The sequence below is a fragment of the Bacillus sp. IT-79MI2 genome (genome assembly GCF_949768135.1).
Classification (GTDB): domain Bacteria; phylum Bacillota; class Bacilli; order Bacillales; family Bacillaceae_G; genus Bacillus_A; species Bacillus_A pseudomycoides.
Genome location: NZ_CATKPV010000063.1, coordinates 22,056 through 34,778 on the forward strand (window position 1 = coordinate 22,056; position 12,723 = coordinate 34,778).

18 protein-coding genes are annotated in these 12,723 nt (G+C 36.4%); all 18 read left to right on the top strand.

Features of this window, described 5'->3' with window-relative positions:
* The first annotated feature begins 327 nt into the window (after window positions 1-327).
* The 18 genes from recU (at window position 328) to ACM6HU_RS16520 (ending at window position 12,708) form a co-directional block, all read left to right on the top strand.
* A complete protein-coding gene (gene recU / locus ACM6HU_RS16435) occupies window positions 328-960 on the top strand; it encodes a Holliday junction resolvase RecU (RefSeq protein ID WP_414848287.1) in 633 nt (210 codons plus the stop codon).
* A 14-nt stretch (window positions 961-974) separates the two neighbouring features.
* Complete coding sequence (locus ACM6HU_RS16440; protein WP_414848288.1) at window positions 975-1,208, top strand: hypothetical protein; 234 nt, start codon at window positions 975-977, stop codon at window positions 1,206-1,208.
* A 138-nt stretch (window positions 1,209-1,346) separates the two neighbouring features.
* Window positions 1,347-1,718 carry an ArpU family phage packaging/lysis transcriptional regulator gene (locus ACM6HU_RS16445; RefSeq protein ID WP_414848289.1) on the top strand — a complete coding sequence of 124 codons (372 nt, stop codon included), beginning with the start codon at window positions 1,347-1,349 and terminating at the stop codon, window positions 1,716-1,718.
* A gap of 865 nt (window positions 1,719-2,583) precedes the next feature.
* Complete coding sequence (locus ACM6HU_RS16450) at window positions 2,584-2,835, top strand: hypothetical protein (protein WP_414848290.1); 252 nt, start codon at window positions 2,584-2,586, stop codon at window positions 2,833-2,835.
* A 576-nt stretch (window positions 2,836-3,411) separates the two neighbouring features.
* Window positions 3,412-3,624 carry a hypothetical protein gene (locus ACM6HU_RS16455; RefSeq protein WP_414848291.1) on the top strand — a complete coding sequence of 71 codons (213 nt, stop codon included), beginning with the start codon at window positions 3,412-3,414 and terminating at the stop codon, window positions 3,622-3,624.
* 74 nt (window positions 3,625-3,698) lie between these two features.
* Window positions 3,699-3,872, top strand: coding sequence for a hypothetical protein (locus ACM6HU_RS16460; RefSeq protein WP_414848292.1), 174 nt, complete (start codon window positions 3,699-3,701; stop codon window positions 3,870-3,872).
* A 5-nt stretch (window positions 3,873-3,877) separates the two neighbouring features.
* Entirely contained in the window at window positions 3,878-4,021 is a 144-nt protein-coding gene (locus tag ACM6HU_RS16465; protein ID WP_414848293.1) for a hypothetical protein, read from the top strand.
* A 256-nt stretch (window positions 4,022-4,277) separates the two neighbouring features.
* Window positions 4,278-4,679, top strand: coding sequence for a hypothetical protein (locus ACM6HU_RS16470; protein WP_414848294.1), 402 nt, complete (start codon window positions 4,278-4,280; stop codon window positions 4,677-4,679).
* An 83-nt stretch (window positions 4,680-4,762) separates the two neighbouring features.
* Window positions 4,763-4,978, top strand: a complete 216-nt coding sequence (locus ACM6HU_RS16475) for a hypothetical protein (protein ID WP_414848295.1) — start codon at window positions 4,763-4,765, stop codon at window positions 4,976-4,978.
* A 38-nt stretch (window positions 4,979-5,016) separates the two neighbouring features.
* On the top strand, window positions 5,017-5,919 hold the full coding sequence (locus tag ACM6HU_RS16480) for a terminase small subunit (protein ID WP_414848296.1): 903 nt from the start codon (window positions 5,017-5,019) through the stop codon (window positions 5,917-5,919).
* Entirely contained in the window at window positions 5,900-7,177 is a 1,278-nt protein-coding gene (locus ACM6HU_RS16485; protein WP_414848297.1) for a PBSX family phage terminase large subunit, read from the top strand. The genes ACM6HU_RS16480 and ACM6HU_RS16485 overlap by 20 nt, the downstream gene beginning before the upstream one ends.
* Window positions 7,178-7,283: 106 nt before the next feature.
* Window positions 7,284-7,937 (top strand): HNH endonuclease, encoded by a 654-nt coding sequence (locus ACM6HU_RS16490; protein ID WP_414848298.1) that lies wholly within the window; start codon window positions 7,284-7,286, stop codon window positions 7,935-7,937.
* Between the two features lie 37 nt (window positions 7,938-7,974).
* On the top strand, window positions 7,975-9,489 hold the full coding sequence (locus ACM6HU_RS16495; RefSeq protein ID WP_414848299.1) for a phage portal protein: 1,515 nt from the start codon (window positions 7,975-7,977) through the stop codon (window positions 9,487-9,489).
* Between the two features lie 2 nt (window positions 9,490-9,491).
* Window positions 9,492-10,613 carry a phage minor capsid protein gene (locus ACM6HU_RS16500; RefSeq protein ID WP_414848300.1) on the top strand — a complete coding sequence of 374 codons (1,122 nt, stop codon included), beginning with the start codon at window positions 9,492-9,494 and terminating at the stop codon, window positions 10,611-10,613.
* 12 nt (window positions 10,614-10,625) lie between these two features.
* On the top strand, window positions 10,626-10,886 hold the full coding sequence (locus ACM6HU_RS16505; protein ID WP_414848301.1) for a DUF2829 domain-containing protein: 261 nt from the start codon (window positions 10,626-10,628) through the stop codon (window positions 10,884-10,886).
* A complete protein-coding gene (locus ACM6HU_RS16510; RefSeq protein WP_414848302.1) occupies window positions 10,886-11,152 on the top strand; it encodes a Gp49 family protein in 267 nt (88 codons plus the stop codon). Before ACM6HU_RS16505 ends, ACM6HU_RS16510 begins: the two co-directional genes overlap by 1 nt.
* Window position 11,153: 1 nt before the next feature.
* Window positions 11,154-11,780, top strand: coding sequence for a hypothetical protein (locus ACM6HU_RS16515; protein WP_414848303.1), 627 nt, complete (start codon window positions 11,154-11,156; stop codon window positions 11,778-11,780).
* 34 nt (window positions 11,781-11,814) lie between these two features.
* Window positions 11,815-12,708 (top strand): capsid protein, encoded by an 894-nt coding sequence (locus ACM6HU_RS16520; RefSeq protein WP_414848304.1) that lies wholly within the window; start codon window positions 11,815-11,817, stop codon window positions 12,706-12,708.
* The last annotated feature ends 15 nt before the right edge of the window (window positions 12,709-12,723 follow it).

Consider the following 12,723-nt stretch of genomic DNA (forward strand, 5'->3'; position numbering starts at 1 on the left):
TAAGAAATGGAGATAAGATATCCATTATGTAAATTAAATTAAACTATTTTTTATTAACAATATCATTCCTACAAGAAACAAGAATTCAAGCGAAATCAAGAATCCATTTTTCCGTGGCCTTGTAAACTCTTTTATTAAAGTGAAAATGGAACAAATTGCTAAAAAGATAAAAACAATGAGATATATTATATCTGGCATTTTAACCACTCCTAATTAATGTTTGATGAATATATTATATAACGATATTTAGATGTTGTAATAGATATTAATGTAAATTAAGGGGAAATTAAACAAAATAATCCTTTTAGTAGAAAGTGAGGAATAACAATGGCATTAGGAAACCGAGGAATGGCATTTGAGAAGCTTATAAATCTATCTAATGAAATGTACCAAAGGGAGGGAGTGGCGCTTATAAACAAGCGTCCGACTCCTGTGAAGGTGTTAAAAAGTAAGAATGGAAAAGTAGTAAATGGATTCTATGAATCTAAAAGTACAGTGGATTATGACGGTGTATATAAGGGACGAGCTATCGCATTTGAGGTGAAATCTACAGAGAGCCTTACACGATTTGATTTAAAGAACATTGCACAGCACCAGTTAGATTACCTAGAGAAAGCGGAGAAGATGGGAGCTGTGTGTTTCTTCCTTATAGAGTTTAGTAAGGATAAGACAGTGTTTCTTGTACCAGCAACAGTGATTCAATCTTATGTAAGGATGTCTCATCAACCGAATGGGAAGAAGTCTATACCAAGAGCAGACTTTGATATTTACGGATACTTAGTAGAACAAACAGAACGGGCACCAGTTGATTACTTACAATACATCGATGAGACAGGATTAATTACAGGAATGTTAGATGGGATGATTCAGATGGATCAGGACCATAAAATGGTAACGAATAACATCGAAGCAGTGAAAGAGAAGATGGGCAATAGGAAGAGAAAAATATTAAAGGCCTAATGGAGGGATAAGAGATGGGAAAGGGATTTAATTTTGTAAATGAAGTAGTACAAGAAATGTATTTAGGTAAGAAAATTTCATTTGAATTGGATGGAGAAATCTTCTATGGAAAGGTGAATTTATTCACTAAAGATGGAGTAGAGATTAAATGGGAAGGCCCTTGTCCAAGTGATGGGAAATTGGGTGGAATAGCAGTTTATGTAAATGTAGGAGTTACATTATCACTTTTAACGATATTAGAAGCTTAATGGATAGCGGAACAATGACTAACAGTGTGGTGGGGGCTGTATTGTAGTCATCGTTCCCTTATTCAATAGATGGATATTAAAATTTCACATACCTGATGTGATGTTAAAAATACAAAATTGAAATAGGGGGATTCCTTCATGGAGAGACAATTAACATTATTACCAGCTATCGACGATAAGAAAGTACAAAAGGAAGTAGTAAGTATTTTAAAAGAATACAGAGCACTTAAAATGCGGTTCAGTAATGAAGTGGAGCAAGAAGGAATCAGTTTGTTTCCTGAATTACGTGATTCAAGAGTAACAAGCAGAATGAAAGTGAAACAAATTGAAAAGGCATTACATAACATCTTAGATGAAGATGAAAGAAACATCATTACTATGAAGTTCCTAGATAATAAACCAGTTAAAGATTCATTCGTACAAAACGAATTAATGATGAAGAACTCATACTTTTATGAGAAGAAGAAGAGCGCAATTAAACTGATTGCTACTACATTAGGAATTATTTAAAAATGGCAGAGAAAAGGCAGAGAAATAGCATATTTTTTGGGGAGTTTTTGCAAATGAAAATAACGGTAAATTATAGATACAACCTCATTATGAGAGGGTTAGCACTCCTTAACGTGTACCGGCGAGAGGGCGGGCAGGGGCGGTAGGAATCCGTGGTAAGACGAAAAGACCAATTAAATGATCAAAACATATCCCAGTGTGGCGGGTGTGGGATAACTCGCATTCGTCATACTGTTTCTATTGTATTTATCATTCAGCTCAAGAGTCGTCGCTTGGGTTGATAATAAATATAATACTAGATGCCGTGTCTATGATTTCTCCACATTTGAAAATGGAAATGGGTGATGGTTCATATGATTGAATGAATCGCACATTTCAAAACCAGTAATAAGTAATAAGAACAAGAATGCATCGTTATTTTGAGCGTATTACACTTTCTAGTGATTACTGCGAATTTTCACTAGGCAGAGAGCTTCCGCTCTTTGTTTGAGCAAACATGAGACAGTCACCCCCTCTGTCCCCTCCACATGTTTGTTCACGCAAGGCACGGATAATGTCTTGATACAAATCATTCTCATGGGTTGAAAATGATGTCTACGGACGTAAAACGAGGAGAGCTTTCGCTCTTTTCTCGGTCACTGACACAAAGCGTGTAGCTTAGATGATGATTGCGGTGATCGAGAAAAGAATGAGAGCATTCTTAGCCTTACTGCGTTTATGTTAAGTTATCTTTAGTTATATGTTATATATTGTTTTTCTCTCCCATCTCCTTATATAGCTGTCACTTCGGTGGCAGTTTTTTATTTTAATAAAAGGATATTTATGGTTTTTATAGAATAAATAAGTCGGGAGAGGTGGAGAGATTATGCTATATGTAGAAACGTTGGAAGAATTGGCGGTAGGAGGAATATATACCGAGAGACAAATTGCCAGTTTGTTGCACACTGATAGAACAAAATTAATGATTTTATGCGATGATGCATCAAAATTTGGTGAATCTGAGACTGAGAGGTTTCAAGTAATAGGTAAATACGAAACATACAGTCATAAAAACGAAGATTATTCTTATCATATACCATTAAGAAAGACGATGGTTTACGTTATAGAAAGGATTTAATAGCATCATAACGGGTGCTTTTTTCTTTGTTATATAGAAATTACATAATGAACGTAATTGAAGAATGATTTAGGTATAACGCTAATTGATAAATCATACAATGATACAGAACGGACCTCAACATGTTACCCCATGTATTTCACGAGAGAGCACTTAACGTGGGGGAGTGCTCTCTTTCGTTTGCACATAAGGAAGTTCTCGACATACAATATCAGGTCAACATAAATACACCATTACTCGCATAAAGAGCTCTATCCCTATTTATAGAGCTCTTTTATTTGCACCTTTTGAGATGGACAAGCATATATTATAGTGTAGGACAACCTCTCTCAGGTCCTATTCAATACTCATTGAAAACTCCTACACGTTTGGGCATCTACTGATGTGGATGCTCTCTTTTTATGCACGATTTGAATAGGACAAGCATATACTACTTGTACCTTATTAACCTTATTAACTTTAGTAACCTTAACTTTCGTTAATGGGGATTCTCATAATCCTTTAAAGGGCGCTCGCGGAAACGGGTGCTCTTTTTAGTAGATAAAACGGATATTGAAATAGGAAGGACGATGAATGATGGACGAAATACAACGGTTTATTGCTAAAAATACACATCAGCTTGGATATATTATGGATGAAGCTAGCAGGAAGTGGATAGAGCAAGACCCTAAAGGTGCTTTGACAGTAGGGCCATGTAAAGGGGCTATAGATACTTATGGTAGTTATTATGAATTGTTGGAAATGTTAGTATGCCTTGAAGAAGGGAAGAATATTAAGCATAATGATTAAAACAATAGAAATTATTCCAGGCGCTGTCGTGATCGGTACAGCGTCTTATTTTATTTTGCGAAGGAAGTGATGGGATGTTTTGGTTAGGAGGACTTACAGGATATCTTGTAGGTACGCTTTTTACTTTATTGGTGATTTACTTCGGATATCGGATTGGTGAGATGAATAAGGTGGAAGAAGGATGGCTTGAGGAGTCTGCTGAGAAGGAAATAGAGCAGTTGAGAGCGATAAGTGATGATAAGTGGTGAAGGGAATGAGTAGAGAAGAAAAGATCCGATTCATTATTGAAGGCGGAAAAGAGTTTCGTGAAGATTACACTCTTAAAGAATTAGATAAGATGTCCGATGAAGAACTGAAGAAAGAAGTTGCATGGGTGGAGTATCTGTTAGATAAGTAATCCTAACAAAACAAACAAACTCAACGAACAAAAATAGAGATAGTTAACAAAATACAATGTAGTTTTATAACACCATTAAAATCAATGTTTTGAATGTATACTTTTATTAGCGTTTTTTCTTAAAATGCTCAAAGTGCTATAAAGTCAGTAAAATAAACGTTTTGAATGTAAACTAATGGGTAAAAGTTTACATTCGTGAGTGATGTGAAAAAAAGATTCTTTTTGTGGTATTCTGGAAGAAAAAGGGGATGAGAGTGTGATTACTAAAGATATAACTAAAAATCTAAAAGAGTTGAAAATTAATGGTGAGGAAATTGATTTTTTCGAAGCTGAAGTAAGGTTAATAGAGAATACAAGAAAAGAACGAATAAATGCTACAGAATCTATAGATATCACAGAATGGACATGGAAAGTGTTAGTGACTTCGTATGAGGAAAACGGATTCGAAATGGGAACTCCAGTTGATGTAGTTGCGGTAACAGAAGAAGATAAGTCAATTGAAGGCACAATCATTCTCGAGAATATGGAAACTGAATCGAGTAGCGATTTGTATAAAGAGGAATTGAATTTTATAGGTGTAAGTAAATTAGAAGGTTATGATAGTGAAGTGAAACCATCTGATGAAAATGTAATGCCATCATGGCAATCGTGGTTTTAACAAATTAAAGAATATCATTAAAGTAGCGAATCCGCTGCTTTTTTTATTTTATAAAGCAATTAGCATGAGGAGGAGTTAGATAAATGAAACTAACTAAGCAAGAACAAACCGTTATTATCGGTCAGTTAATAAATAACGTTATCGGTATGGATTTAGTAAAACAATGTATTGATCCGCAGAAACTAGAAAAGGCTGTAGCTATGCATAATGAAATAAGTGATGATATGACGCCAAAGCAAACGAGAGAATCGTTTATTAGTGTGTTAGATAAAACAATTGATGAATTCCTAAAAGCTTAACCAAAAAAATGTTAAGGGATTACCGCGAGGTGGTGAATATGGCTAGGCAACGTAGCCCAGATCGTGACAAAGCATTTGAAATATATAAAGTAAGTAAAGGTGAGAAACCATTAATTGATATTGCAGCTGAGTTAAATCTCAAGCCTTCGCAAATCAGAAAGTGGAAATCACAAGATAAATGGGATGAGCAAATGAATGGTAACGTTACTATTGCGAAAAGGAGCGTTACCAATGTGAAAAATCCCAAAACAAAAGAAAAACTAAAAGAGATTTTAGAAGACGAAGAGCTTACCGAAAAGGAACGGCTCTTTTGTTTGTATTACGTGAAATACTTCAATGGTACACAAGCTGCAATCAAGGCTGGATATACCAAAGAGAGCGCTCATGTTCAGAGTAGTCGATTATTACGACGTGAACGAGTTTCTTCTTATATTAAGGAGCTTAAAGGTGAGTTAGTTGAAAATGTATTTGTAGAAGCGATGGATGTATTGAAAGAGTACATTAAGATTGCTTTTGCTGATATTACTAATTACCTTAATTTCGGTCAAAGAGAAGTGGTAGTTGAAGATGAAGATGGTAACGAAGTAACAAGGATAGTGAACTTTGTTGATTTGCAGGAAGCTGATATGGTCGATGGTTCGATTATTACAGAAGTAAAACAAGGAAGAGATGGCGTTTCCATCAAACTTGCCGACAAGATGAAAGCATTGGATAAATTGGCCCAGTACTTCGATTTAGTTCCAGATACATTTAAACATCAAATTGAAGAAGAAAGACATCGAATGCAGCAAGAAATGTACAAGGTACAAATCGAGAAACTTAAAGCTGATACTGACTTTGCTAAAGAACGCGCTGCTAAACTCAAAGGTCAAAAGAAAGATACTTCATTACTTGATGCATTAATAGAAGGGCGTAAACAATATGAGCAAAACAGCGATTAAGTTTTCCCCTAAACAATTGGAAGTTATCTATCGGCCATACAATTACACCTTCGATGTACTCGAAGGGACACCCAGATCGGGTAAGACAACAGCAGGGCATTTCCGCTATGCTGACTATTTGACGTGGACAAGAGATACGAATCATTTAATTACTGCATACAACCAGGAACAGGCATATCGCTTATTTATCGATGGTGATGGCACTGGATTACAGCATATATTTGGTGATTTAGCTGAGATTAAGCATGATGAACATGGCTCGCATCTTGCGATACACACTCCAAAGGATATTAAGAAGGTGTATTACAAGGGAGCAGGAAATAGTAACAGCGTTGGTGCCGTAACAGGTATGTCGCTTGGTAGTGTTGTATTTTGTGAGATTAACTTACTCAACATGGGCATGATTCAAGAGTGCTTTAGACGTACTTTCGCTGCTCAAGACCGTTACCATTTAGCAGACTTAAACCCACCTGCTCCGCATCATCCAGTTATTTCAGAAGTATTCGATGTACAGAATACTCGTTGGACTCACTGGACAATACAGGATAATCCAATTATCACTGAAGAACGCAAGCGAGAGATACACGATATTCTTTCAAAGAATCCTTATTTACTGGAGCGAGATTGGTTTGGCAAAAGGGTAATGCCACAGGGTGTTATTTATTCAATGTTTGATATGAAGAAGAACGTTGAACATGCAGTACTTGGAGAACGTTTTGAAATGTTCTTTACGGCAGATGGTGGCCAAAGCGACAGTACTACATGCAGCTGTAATATCATAACTCGTTTTAAAGATAAGTTTAGATTAATGCGAGTTGCTAACTACCATCATAGTGGTAAAGAAACCGGACAAGTTAAAGCGATGTCTGTTTACGCCAAAGAAATTAAGGTGTTTATTGAATGGTGCGTTAAACGATTCGAGATGCGCTATACAGAAGTATTTGTCGATCCTGCATGCAAATCATTAAGGGAAGAACTTCACCTATTAGGAATCAATACAACAGGGGCAGATAATAACGCTCATGATGTGAAAGGTTCAAGCAAAGGTATTGAAGTTGGTATCGAAAGGTTTCAAAACTCTATCGCTAACGAACAATTCTTTCTTGTTGAATGTGATGAATATGATCATTACCACTTTTTAAAAGAGATTGGTATGTACGTTCGTCTTGATAATGGTAGTCCAATCGATGATTTCAACCATTGTTTAGATGAAGCGCGTTATGCAAACAATTACTTCTATAAAAATTACGTGATATAATGTAGAAACAGGATAGGTATTGGAGTAGCTACCATACCGAAAAGGGATTATCCGAAATTCCTTCCTGTATATTCATATTCGGAAATCAATGTCGGAGTTGATTAAATTGGATAAAAAGGTATGTTCAAAATGCGGTATTGAGAAGCCTAATACTCTAGAATTCTTCAGGAAAGCTAGAAAAAGTTTACGTGCTGATTGTCGTGAATGTGGAAGGCTTAGCCATAGAGAATGGCTAGATAACAACAAAGAGCAACAAAAGGAATACGGTAAAAAGTACAACGAAGAAAACAAAGAAAAAAGAAAAGACTGGTTTGATAATTGGAATGCTAACAACAAAGAATACCGTAGAGAATACAAAAAAGAATATCGCATAAAAAACAAAGAATCTATTCAACAATATAGAAAAGATAATAAAGAACGGATAAGAGTAGAAACGCAGAGCAGGAGAGCTAAGAAGAGGCTTTTGCCCGCTGGATTCACTCGTAAAGATTGGGAAGACTGTAAAGAGTATTTCAGCAATAGATGTTGTTATTGCGGCGAACAATCAACTGATTTAACTCAAGAACATTTCATCCCAATGAATAAAAGTGGAGGGTATACCAAAGAGAATATGATCCCTAGTTGTGGAAGTTGTAACAGTAGTAAAAAGGATGAGAATTTCTTTGAATGGTACCCCAAAATGCCTTTCTACTCAAAAGAAAGAGAAAATAAAATACTGACGTATTTAAATACACGCAAAGAAAGAGAAGTTATCATTTAACTTCTCTTTTTCTTATGCCTGAAAAGGTGGTGACAGCATGTTTAAAGCGATCATCCGAAAAGCTAAGGAGGTGCTAACTAAATTGGGCCTTATCAAAGGAATTAAAAAAGTTACTGATAGTAGAAAGATAGCAATCGACGAAGAATCGTACAAACAAATAGATATGTGGAAAGCTCTATACAGTGGACATTTTGCTGAATGGCACGATCTTAAATATCAAACGATTGAAGGGCAGAAACAACGTCGTATGGCTTCGTTAAACATGGGGAAAGTAGTAACTCAAGAAATGGCTTCTCTTATTTTTAACGAAAAATGCTCTATTAATATATCGGACGAAAAACTATTCGATGATATTAAGAATGTTTTAGATGAAAACAACTTTATAAGGGAGTTTCAAAGATACCTTGAGTACATGCTTGCATTGGGCGGTATGGTTATCAAAGTGTACTGGGATAATGGAATTAAACTTTCGTACGTCACAGCAGACTGTTTCGTCCCTGTATCGTGGGACAACAACAAAGTTACTGAAGGTGTATTTATTAATGAATCCACTAAAGGTGGCAAGTATTATACGCTGCTCGAATGGCATTTAATCGAAGATACACAAGAAGGTAAGAAGCATGTTATTAAAAATGAACTGTATGAAAGCAAAAATAAAGGCGAACTAGGAAGAAAAGTTTCTTTAGATACTCTATATGAGAACTTAGAAGCTGCAGTATATATCAAAAACTTATCAAGACCGATATTCGTATACTTTAAACCGAATACAGCGAATAACTTTGATTTGTATTCACCTTTGGGGATCTCAATATATGCGAACTCATTAGATGTATTAAAATCTCTTGATATCGCATTCGATAGCTTCCAAAGGGAATTCGTTTTAGGTAAGAAACGCATTATTGTACCTGCTTCTGCTATCAAATATGTAACGGATCCGATTTCTGGACAACAACAACGCTACTTTGATGCATCAGACGAAGTATATGAAGCTATGAAGTTTGAAGAAAATCAGGATATAAAAGACATTTCCGTTGAATTACGCGTTGAAGAACATAAAGCGGCAATAAATGCGCTGTTAAATTACTATTCAATGCAGACGGGCTTCTCTACTGGTGCATTTAGCTTTGATGAACAAGGCGTGAAAACAGCTACAGAAGTAGTTAGTGAGAATTCCAAAACATTCAAAACTAAGCAGTCTCACGAAACAATTATTGAAGATGGTATCCGTGATTTAGTCGATATCATTATCGAAATCGCTTCTTTGTACGATGAGTTTGAGAGTACAGATGACTATGAAGTTACTGTTACCTTTGACGATTCTATTGCAGAGGATCAGACTGCTGAAATCAATAAGCAGATCTTACTTGTTACGAACAATCTAACGAGTAAGAAAAAAGCGATCATGAAAATTCATGGTGTTTCTGAAGAAGAAGCAATTCAAATGTTAGAAGAAATAACGGAAGAAAATAGAATGGCCCTTCCTGAAAACGTTGATTTCTTCGGATTGGAAGGGAATCAGCAGAAACAAAATAATGATCCAGGAGCTGAGTAATCATGGCATTACCTCCTGAGAAATTACAGCAACTCTCTATATTCGTAGTTGATATTTACAACGCGATTGAAGAAGAGTTGCTTTTAAACATGGCCAGAATCCTTAAAAACGATATGGAATTGCTACTAACTGCTGAGAATGCAGAACAATATCAACATTGGCGCAGGGTTCAATTAAATAAATTAGGAGTTCTAAACAAACAGCAATTAAATACTATTGCAAAGCATAGTGGTAAAACTGCTGAAGAAGTAAAAACAATGCTACAAAATGCAGGTTCAGCCGCGATAAATCAGCATGAAAGTATTTATACAAAGGCTGTTAAATTAGGATTATTGAAAGTTGCGCCTCCAATAAATACAAGCGCTGCTTTAATTAGCATTTTAAATGCATATGAAAGACAAGCTTTAGACGTCTTTAATTTAGTGAATACAACGATGTTAAACCAGGCGAAACAAGTATATCTTGATGTGTTAAATCAAACGGTCGGTAAGTTGCTAGGCGGTGTCATAACGCAGCAGCAAGCGCTTAGACAGGTTGTATCGAAGTGGGCGCAAAAAGGAATCCCTGCTTTTATTGATAAAGCAGGTAAACGTTGGTCTACAGATGCTTACGTGAATCTTGTTTGTAGATCAACAAGCAATAATGTAGCGAATGAGATGCAAGATGAACGCATGAAAGAATACAATGTTGACTTAGTTGAAACAAGCAGTCACTTAGGGAGCAGACCTAAATGCGCTCCATATCAAGCTAAGATCTATTCAATGAGTGGAAAAAGTAAAAAATACCCTGCATGGTCTACTACATCGTACGGAGATCCTGCAGGGCTTTTGGGTTGCAATTGTAGGCACTTGAAATATCCTTACATCGAAGGTATGTCTAAACGGACATATGAACCGTACGACTACACAGAAAATGACAGGGCATATCAAGAAAGTCAACAACAACGCGCACTTGAAAGACAGATCAAAAAAGCGAAAAGAGAAGTGAAGATGTTAGAAGCGTTAGGTGATGCAGAAGGCGTGAAGGAAGCAAAGAACAAGGTTTCACAACGTCAAGCTGCTATGAGGGAATTCATCAATCAGACGAAGCGTAAGCGTCAATATAACCGAGAAAAAATTGTATAGGAGGAATGAATTATGAATTTCGGTCAAGCGATTGAAGCCGTGAAAACAGGAGAGAAGATTTCTCGTAAAGGTTGGAATGGTAAAGGTATGTTCGTTTATTATGTACCTGCTGCATCATATCCACCAGCTACAGATATTATGAAAGAAGCATTTGGCGGAGGGAATGTCCCATACCGTGCGTACCTTGCATTGAAAACCGCACAAAACGATGTTGCCACATGGTCACCTAGTACTTCAGATGCATTAGCAGAAGATTGGGAGGTTGTTGAATAATGAAAAACACGGTGACACAAGAAGATATTAATAGCATTTTAGGAAAAACTCATTGGACAGTAGAAGAGTTTCACGGCAAATGTACTGTAGTAGTTGCTAAATTACCAAACGGATTTATCCTAACTGAATCGAGTGCATGTGTAGATCCTGCTAATTATGATGTGAAAATCGGTATTGAATGCTGTAAAGAGCGCATTGTAAATAAAGTTTGGGAATTGGAAGGATATCGTTTGCAATGTGAACTTACAAAGAAAGGAGCGCTTTAATATGTTAAAACCGTTTAGATTACGAGTAAAAGGAATGCAGTTCTTTTCAGAAGGAGGGGACAACCCACCAGCTGCACCGGAAGGAGGTGATCCAAGTGTAACACCACCAGAAACTACACCGCCAACGAATCAAGAACCACCTGCGCAACAGCCTACTACTTTTACACAAGAGCAGCTGGACGAAGCTAAACAACAGCAAGAAGCAGCATTCTTGAAAAAGTTAGGTGTAGAGAACTTAGATCAGCTGAAACAAACCGTAAAAGGTTGGAATGAGTACCAAGAGTCACAGAAAACAGAGCAAGAAAAGACAAACGAAAAGCTAACAACCTTTGAGACTCAATTGAAAGAAAAAGATGAGTCTCTTTTTAATGCTCAGGCACAAATAGCTGCGCTTAAATTAGATATCAAAGAAGAAAAGAACTTAAGTGCAGTTATTACTCTAGCAAAAACAAAGGTTAGTGATGATATAGACATTACAAAAGCTATCGGAATGGTAGTTGAAGAGTTTCCTCACTTTAAAGGTGTAGTGGAAGAACCACAAGGAACTCCAAAGCCTACATTTACAACTGGTCTACATCAGAAGAAAACATTAACTGAAGCAGAACAATGGGCTGCAGCATTTAAATAGATTCAATTAAAACAAAATTAGGAGTGATTTATTAATGGCTACATTAAATTATGCTTCACAATATCAACAAGCACTTATTCAAAAGTTTTCAAAGGGTTTATCATTCGGTGCATTATACTCTACACCAAACAACGAAATCGTAAAATGGACAGGCGCGAAAACAATCATGATTCCACGTATTAAAGTAGGTGGATATACAGACGTTAACCGCGATGTTGTCGGAGGTTACACGCGCCGTGTTGATAACTCATTCGAACCAAAAACTCTAGGTCATGACCGTGAATTCAGTACACTGGTTGATCCGGTAGACGTTGATGAAACAAACATGGCTTTAACAATTGCGAATATCACTCGAGTATTCAATGAAGAAGAAGCGATTCCAGAACACGACAAATACATGGCTTCAAAATTATATGCTGAATACACTGGAGTAGGTAAAACTGCAGATGTTACAGTATTAACTGCAGCAAACATCTTAGGTGTATTTGATCAAATGATGTTAGAACAGGATGAAGCAGAAGTACCACAAGATGGCCGTTTACTTTACGTAACTCCTGCTGTTAAAAAGTTATTAAAAGAAGCAGAAGGAATCCAACGTACATTAGAAGTTGCAGGTGGCGGAAAAGACATCAATCGTAACGTGTACTCACTAGATGACGTAACAATCGTAAATGTTCCTTCTTCTCGAATGAAAACAGCATACAACTTTACAAATGGAGCTGTACCAGATGCAGCTGCAAAACAAATCAACATGATCTTAATTCATCCACTTTCAGTAGTAGCGCCACAACAATATGAATTTGTCGATTTAGAATCGCCGAGCGCATCAACTAGAGGTAAATATTTTTACTACGAGCGCAAGTACTGGGATGTATTTATCTTAGGTGCTAAAGTGGATGGTGTTAAATTCAATATCACTTCTGCATAAGAGAGGCTTTTATAG

What these genes read in the sequence shown, in the direction of transcription:
- ACM6HU_RS16480 (WP_414848296.1), top strand. Translation starts at nt 5,017, where the DNA reads ATGGCTAGGCAACGTAGCCCAGATCGTGACAAAGCATTTGAAATATAT.
- ACM6HU_RS16450 (WP_414848290.1), top strand. Translation starts at nt 2,584, where the DNA reads ATGCTATATGTAGAAACGTTGGAAGAATTGGCGGTAGGAGGAATATAT.
- ACM6HU_RS16440 (WP_414848288.1), top strand. Translation starts at nt 975, where the DNA reads ATGGGAAAGGGATTTAATTTTGTAAATGAAGTAGTACAAGAAATGTAT.
- ACM6HU_RS16475 (WP_414848295.1), top strand. Translation starts at nt 4,763, where the DNA reads ATGAAACTAACTAAGCAAGAACAAACCGTTATTATCGGTCAGTTAATA.
- ACM6HU_RS16445 (WP_414848289.1), top strand. Translation starts at nt 1,347, where the DNA reads ATGGAGAGACAATTAACATTATTACCAGCTATCGACGATAAGAAAGTA.
- recU (WP_414848287.1), top strand. Translation starts at nt 328, where the DNA reads ATGGCATTAGGAAACCGAGGAATGGCATTTGAGAAGCTTATAAATCTA.
- ACM6HU_RS16520 (WP_414848304.1), top strand. Translation starts at nt 11,815, where the DNA reads ATGGCTACATTAAATTATGCTTCACAATATCAACAAGCACTTATTCAA.
- ACM6HU_RS16485 (WP_414848297.1), top strand. Translation starts at nt 5,900, where the DNA reads ATGAGCAAAACAGCGATTAAGTTTTCCCCTAAACAATTGGAAGTTATC.
- ACM6HU_RS16455 (WP_414848291.1), top strand. Translation starts at nt 3,412, where the DNA reads ATGGACGAAATACAACGGTTTATTGCTAAAAATACACATCAGCTTGGA.
- ACM6HU_RS16500 (WP_414848300.1), top strand. Translation starts at nt 9,492, where the DNA reads ATGGCATTACCTCCTGAGAAATTACAGCAACTCTCTATATTCGTAGTT.
- ACM6HU_RS16510 (WP_414848302.1), top strand. Translation starts at nt 10,886, where the DNA reads ATGAAAAACACGGTGACACAAGAAGATATTAATAGCATTTTAGGAAAA.
- ACM6HU_RS16505 (WP_414848301.1), top strand. Translation starts at nt 10,626, where the DNA reads ATGAATTTCGGTCAAGCGATTGAAGCCGTGAAAACAGGAGAGAAGATT.
- ACM6HU_RS16495 (WP_414848299.1), top strand. Translation starts at nt 7,975, where the DNA reads ATGTTTAAAGCGATCATCCGAAAAGCTAAGGAGGTGCTAACTAAATTG.
- ACM6HU_RS16515 (WP_414848303.1), top strand. Translation starts at nt 11,154, where the DNA reads ATGTTAAAACCGTTTAGATTACGAGTAAAAGGAATGCAGTTCTTTTCA.
- ACM6HU_RS16465 (WP_414848293.1), top strand. Translation starts at nt 3,878, where the DNA reads ATGAGTAGAGAAGAAAAGATCCGATTCATTATTGAAGGCGGAAAAGAG.
- ACM6HU_RS16460 (WP_414848292.1), top strand. Translation starts at nt 3,699, where the DNA reads ATGTTTTGGTTAGGAGGACTTACAGGATATCTTGTAGGTACGCTTTTT.